General features: G+C 74.3%; 4 protein-coding genes. 2 read left to right on the forward strand and 2 right to left on the reverse strand.

The genetic code is table 11. From position 1 onward, the window contains the following. Positions 1 to 899 (reverse strand): transposase domain-containing protein (locus tag ACIQOV_RS21920; protein WP_401050860.1); only part of this gene is annotated, 899 nt, incomplete at its 3' end. Positions 900 to 1,129: 230 nt separating this feature from the next. Here ACIQOV_RS21920 and ACIQOV_RS21925 point away from each other — a divergent pair. After that, positions 1,130 to 4,171, forward strand: coding sequence for an AAA family ATPase (locus tag ACIQOV_RS21925; protein WP_401050867.1), 3,042 nt, complete (start codon positions 1,130 to 1,132; stop codon positions 4,169 to 4,171). A gap of 209 nt (positions 4,172 to 4,380) precedes the next feature. Here ACIQOV_RS21925 and ACIQOV_RS21930 read toward each other — a convergent pair whose 3' ends face one another. Then, entirely contained in the window at positions 4,381 to 5,658 is a 1,278-nt protein-coding gene (locus ACIQOV_RS21930) for an MFS transporter (protein ID WP_401050862.1), read from the reverse strand. A 121-nt stretch (positions 5,659 to 5,779) separates the two neighbouring features. Between ACIQOV_RS21930 and ACIQOV_RS21935 the strand changes: the two genes are divergently transcribed. Next, positions 5,780 to 6,295, forward strand: coding sequence for a redoxin domain-containing protein (locus ACIQOV_RS21935; protein ID WP_401050864.1), 516 nt, complete (start codon positions 5,780 to 5,782; stop codon positions 6,293 to 6,295). Positions 6,296 to 6,392: the final 97 nt, after the last annotated feature.

Below are 6,392 nucleotides of genomic sequence, written 5' to 3' on the forward strand. Positions count from 1 at the left end.
GGGTCCTCGACCACTCGCACCACCGGCGCCGCGGACCCCGCCGACCGGCCCGACCCGCCACCGCCGCGACCGCCCCCGTCGGCGGCGAACCCGGACAGGAACGAGCCGTCGCCCAGCAGCTGACGCACCGGCAGCACCGCGTCCGGGCCGACCCGCCACAGCAGGTCCGCCCCACCGGCGGAGGCGTCCCGCCACACCGCCGGACCGTCGAACCCGCCCTGGTCGGCGAGCAGCAGATCCCCGCCGCCGAGGCGGTCGAAGAGGCCCCGGGCCAGGTTCGGCACGGCGGCCGCCGACGGGCCGGTGGCCGCCGCGGCGACCGCGCCGGTGCCGCACTCGACCAGGGCCGCCAGCCGCACCCGCGGGTACCCGCCCCCGGGCTCCGGCGGTCCGAAGTACGCCACGTTCTCGGCACTGTCCGGCACCTCGATCGCCGCACCCTCGACGGCGACCAGGCGCCGCCCCCGGTACCGGACGCCCCCGACCTGCCCGGCCTGCCCGACCTGCCCGGCCTGCCCGGCCTCCTCGACCGCCGCCGACCGGACGACCTCGGCGAACAGCTCCCTGAACGGCTCCGCCCCCAGCTTCACCCGGGCCCGCGAGATCGCCGCCGTACTGGGCACCTGCCCCGGCGCTGTGCAGCGCCCCGCCCAGGCCAGTCCCCGGACGAGCTTGCGGGCGACCTCCTGGTAGCCGTGGCCCGGGAACAGACACATCGCCAGGACCAGGTAGACCGTCACCTTCGGCGTCAGCAGGCGGTTCCGTTGCCCCTCCCGCCCGCACCGGGCCACCACCCGCTCCACCAGCTCCGGCGGGAACGACCCGGTCAGCAGCCCGACCGCGATGCGGTCGGGCAGTCCCCCGCCCGGTTCCGGGCCGAACTGCCCTGGTCGCGACATCCGACACCTCCTGAAACCACGCTACACGCACGATGCTTAAGTCACTGGTGTGGTGCTGAACGGAGTCCCTAGCGTTCGCCGTTGAAGTTCGCCTAGGGTGAAAGTAGATGCAAACCCGGGCTCTCGGTCCCGCCGGCGTTCCCCTCGCGCTGTGTACACCGTGCATCTGAGTGATCACGCAACGTCATGGAGGCTCAAGGCAAAACGGGGGAGTCAGCCTTTCCGTTGCGGTGGATGCAAGGCTTTTACACAACAACTCGGAGGCATTCTTGCTGATTCGAGCCGAACAGCATGAAGCGTTGGAGTATTTACTGGACCTGTTCGAGGGACTGTCCTGCGGGAACGGTCGGGTGGTCCTCGTCAGCGGAACCCTGGGAAGTGGTAAGACCCAACTTCTGCACGATTTCTCGGCGCTGGCGGCAAAAGAAGGAGCACTGGTCCTCCAGGCGACCGGTTCGCGGGCGGAACGGGATCTCCCCATGGGGGTCATCGAGCAGTTGCTGCGCTGCGCCGAACTGCCGAACGAACTCGCCGCGGAAATATCCGCCCTGGTCGCGGAGGCGTTCGGCGACCACCTGGGCCCCGACCACCGGTTCGAACGGCCGCAGGCCGTCGAGAACGAGACCATCCGTCGGCTCTGCAACGTCCTCCTGGGCGCCTGCGAGGGCCGGTCCGTGGTGGTCGGCATCGACGACGTGCACTTCGCGGACACCGCCTCGCTCCAGGCGCTGCTCTACCTCCAGCGCCGCATGCGCCCCCAGCGCATGCTCATGGTGCTCAACGAGTGGGACCGGCCGCAGCCCACGCTGCCGCTGTTCCGCGCCGAGGTGACCCGCGCGCCGCACAGCAGGGTCCAGCTCAAGCCGATGTCCGAGGACACCGTCCGCACCATCCTGGAGCGGACCCCGGACCACGCGATCGCGCCGCGACTCGCCCCGGCCGTCCACCGGCTGAGCGGGGGCAACCCGATCCTGGTCCACGCCCTGATCGAGGACAACCACCTCGACGCCACCCACGACCGGGCCCGGCCCGACGACCTGCCGCGCGTCGGCCGGTCCTTCGAAATGGCCGTCCTGGCCTGCCTCTACCGCTGGGAACCGCAGATCCTCGCGGTCGCCAGCGGCATGGCCGTCCTGCGCGAGCACGCCTCCCCGGCGCTGCTCGGCCGGCTGCTCGACCTCGACCAGCGGTGCGTCGGGCACGCGTTGGAGATCCTCACCAACGCCGGCCTGACCGCCGGCGACGAGTTCCGTCACCCGAACGTCGCGGCCGCCGTCCTCGCCTCGCTCTCGCGCACCGAGCAGACCACGCTGTACACCCGGGCGACGAAGCTCCGGCGCGACCTGGGCATGGCCACCACGGTCATCGCCGCCCAGATCGTCGCCGCGGGCGAGGCCGACGGCGACTGGACCGTACCGATCCTCACCGACGCCGCGGAGCAGGAGCTGGCCGAGGGGAAGACCTCGACCGCACACCTCTACCTCAACCTGGCGCTGGCCGCGGCCAACGACGACCAGCACCTGGCCACCCTGCGCACGTACGTCCACTCCACCTGGCAGACCAACCCCAGCGCGGTCGCCCCGCACACCAGCGCGCTGCGCGAGGCCCTGGTGGAGGGCAAGCTCACCGGCAAGGACGTCGTCGCACTGATCCGGGCGCTGCTGTGGCGGGGAGACCTCACCACCGTGTCCACCGTCCTCGCGGAGGCGAAGCGCACGCACCTCACCCTCGGGCACGAGGACGGCGTCGAACTCCTGCACGTCTTCCACTGGTTCTTCGGCCCGTCCTTCACCCGGTCCTGGAACCTCGACGAGCTCTGCGGCACCGGGGGCGGGGGCACCTGCCTGCCCGCGGCAGCGGAGGCGATCGGGGTCTTCTCCCGGGTCTGGGCCCGGGGCGGCGACGCGGAGAGCGCCTCGCTCGCCGAACGCGTCCTGTCCTCCTGCCGGGTGGACGGGATGCCGCTGGAAGCGATCACCACGGCGATCCTCGCCCTCGCCGACGGGGACCAGCCCGGCCGGGCCCTGCTCTGGTGCGACGAGCTGATCGGCCACGCCACCCGTCGGGGTGCGACCACCTGGCTGGCCCAGCTCAAGGCGGCCCGGGCCGACGTGTGCCTGCGCGACGGGGATCCCGAGGCCGCCGCCGAACTCGCCTCGGACGCCCTGTCGTTGGCGGGCGAGGAGAACTGGGGGGTGTCGATCGGCTATCCGCTGTCGGTGCTCATCCAGGCCCACCTCGCACTGGGCCGGACGGACGACGCCGCCAAGGAGGCCGGCCGGGAGGTCCCGAGCGCCATGTTCGAGACCGTGATGGGCATCCGCTACCTGCACGCCCGCGGCCGGCTCGCCCTGGCGGCCGGTCGGACCACGGAGGCGCTCGACGACCTCCGGACCTGCGCCCGTCGGCTCAGGGTCTGGCAACTGGACATCCCCGCCCTGATCCCGCTGACCGCCAGCCTGGTCGAGGCCACCTTCCAGGCCGGTGACCCGGTCACCGCCCGGGACCTGGCGGCCAGCCAGCTGCAGGAACCGTCCCTGGACGACCGCACCCGCGGCGCCCTGCTCCGGATCCTGGCCGACCACGACGGGGGCCGGGAGAAGGCCGCCCTGCTGCAGGAGGCCGTCGACCGCCTGCGGACGCCCGGCGACCGGCTCGAACCGGCCCGGACGGAGGCGGGGACCCAGCGGATCCGGGCCGGATTCGCCCCGGCCGTGGAACACGGGCGGTCCGTCGGCGACGGGTTCGGGCCCGACGAGGAACCGCGCGCGGACCCGCACACCGACGCCGGGCTCGGGGACTGCGGCGACCGCCGCCCCGCCGAGGACGGCCCGCGCGAGGACGACGAGCCGGCACTCCCGCTGGGACCGCCCCCGGCGACCACCCCGGGCGGGGCGGTGGGCTCGCTGCTCACCGGCCTCAGCCGGGCCGAGCTCCGGGTGGCGAAACTGGCGGCCGAGGGCGACAGCAACCGGGAGATCAGCGACAAGCTCTGGATCACCGTCAGCACGGTGGAACAGCACCTGACGCGCATCTACCGCAAGCTGAGCCTGAGCGGCCGGGCCGGCCTGGCGAGCCTGCTCCGCTCGGAGCTGCTCCCGGGCGAGGTCGCCGTCTTCCGCGACGCACCCGGCGGCCCCGCCGACCGGGTCGGACCCGAAGTCGGCTTCCACGCCGTGGAGATGGCGTGCCGCGCCGCCTCCTCGGCGGATGCGCTGAAGGCCGTCGGCAACGCGGCCGGCCTGGGCGCCGACGGAGTCGCCGTCGGCTGACACCGGCCAGGGCGGTGCCACCGAGCGGATCGGTGGCACCGCCCTCCGCGTCGACGGCATATTGCCATTCTCGTCCACCCGTCCGACAGTCGTGCGAGGCCCGGGAGAGGCCGGTCGCCCGCCGCTGCCCCTCGGCTTCCCCGCTCGCCGCTCCCCCGGGCCTTGCCGTTCGACCGAACGGCGCCCGGGGCGGCGGCGGGCGACCGGCGTCAGGCGAGGTCGCGCACCCGGCGGATCGAACCGGCCAGCAGGATCGCCGGGCCGGCCAGGCTGCACACCGCCAGCAGGAGCAGCGCCGTGCGCGGGCCCCAGGCCGTGGAGGCGGCACCGGCCAGGACCGCGCCGACCGGGATGGCGCCCCAGGAGACGAACCGGACGGTGGCCATCACCCTGGGGAGCAGCTCCGGCGGGGTGTGGGTCTGCCGGTGGGTGCGGGTGACGATGCTGGTGACCACCACTCCCGCCGAGAAGCCCGCGTTGCCGACGGCGAACACGAGCGCCGCCCAGCCGGAGCCGGCCGCCGGGAGCAGGAAGGTGAAGAGCGCGGCGATCAGCGCCGCCCTCCGCAGGGCGCCGCCGCTGCCGATCCGGGAGACCACCCGGGGTGTGAGGGCGGCGCCGATCAGGCTGCCCAGACCGCCGGTGGCCATCAGGGCGCCGACGGCGGCGGCCGGCGCGTCGAGGGTGTCGACCAGGAACACCGGGGTGAGCGTCATCAGCCCGCCGGCGACGAAGTTGACCGCGGTGGCGTCGGCGGCGCACGGCCCGATCACCGGGTGCCGGGTGACGAAGTGCCAGCCCTCGCGGATCTGTTCCCGCATCCCCGCGCCGGCCGGGCGGGCGACGGCGGACCGTTCCGCGCGCGGCAGGCTGCGCAGCAGGGCCGCCGAGACCAGGTAGCTGACCGCGTCCAGCACCATCGCGGCCGCGCCGCCGACGAGTTGGACCAGCACCCCGCCGAGCGAGGGGCCGGCCAGCTCGGTCGCGGCGCTGCTGCCGGAGAGCAGGCTGTTGCGGGCGGTCAGCTCCTCCCTGGGGACGATGGAGGGCAGGAAGGTGGAGTTGCCGACGTCGAAGACCACGCTCGCCAGCCCGACCAGCAGCGCGACCGCCACCAGGTGCGGCAGGCCGAGGCCGCCCAGCGCGGCCGCCACCGGAACCGAGGCCACGGCCAGCCCGCGCACCAGGTCCATCACCACCTGAGTGCCGCGCAGCGGGAGCCGGTGGACCAGGACGCCGGCCGGCAGTCCGACCAGCAGCCACGCCAGGTACCCGGCGCCGGTGATCAGGCCGACCTGCCAGGCCGTCGCGTGCAGGGTGAGCACGGCGATCAACGGCAGGGCGACACTGGTCACCTGGTCCCCGAGCCGGCTGACCAGCGATCCCGTCCAGTAGCGCCAGAACACTCCTGCCGAAGTCCGGCGTCGCGCCTCGTGCTCCGCTCCCCGGTCCGCCGCGACCGCTGTCCGCGTCGTCACATCCACCATCGGGCCCACCCCTTCTGTCGCAACCTGTCCACTGCACCGGACTGGGCGTCAGCCGCCGCGTCCTCACCGAGCGCCTCAAGGCGTTGGTCGCCGCCGGGGTGCTGGAGAAGCGGCCCGCCGTGTGCACGGCCTGACCGGCCACCGGCTGCCCGAGCTGGAACTCCCCGCCGCCACAGGCGAGTCGACCGGCCCCGTGGCGCCCGGCGCCACCTGGACGGTGCTCTACTGCCACCCCGGCGCCCACGCCTCCGGCGGCCCGGACCACCCGCCCGGGTGGGGGGAGATCCCCGGCGCGGCCGGCTGCACCCTGGAGTCCGGCACCTACCGCGACCGCGCGGCCGAGTTCACCGCCCGCGACGCCCGGGCCCACGGCGTCAGCACCCAACGCCCGGACCAGCTGTCCGCGTTCGCCGAGCACGCCCGCCTCCCCTTCCCGCTGCTCTCCGACGGCGAAGTCCGGCCGACCGCCGCGCTGCGCCTGCCCACCTTCCGGGCGGCGGGCGTCGACCGGCTCTGGCGGCTCACCCTCGTACTGGACGCCACCCGCACTGTCCGCGGGGTCCTCTGTCCGGTGATCGACCCGGCGGGATCGGTCGAGGACGCCCTCGCCCTGATCGACGGGCTCGCACCACAGTGATGGCAGGCCGCCACCGGCCCGCCCCGACGCACCGGGCGTCCGCACAGCCGCCCGAGCCGCGCGCGGCCTGCGCGCTGGGCTTCCTGCTGCGCGACTC

The organism is Kitasatospora sp. NPDC091257, from assembly GCF_044757675.1.
GTDB classification, from domain to species: domain Bacteria; phylum Actinomycetota; class Actinomycetes; order Streptomycetales; family Streptomycetaceae; genus Kitasatospora; species Kitasatospora lactacystinica.

Coding starts and splice junctions, on each gene's coding strand:
- ACIQOV_RS21930 (WP_401050862.1), bottom strand. CDS start 5,658: ATGGTGGATGTGACGACGCGGACAGCGGTCGCGGCGGACCGGGGAGCG.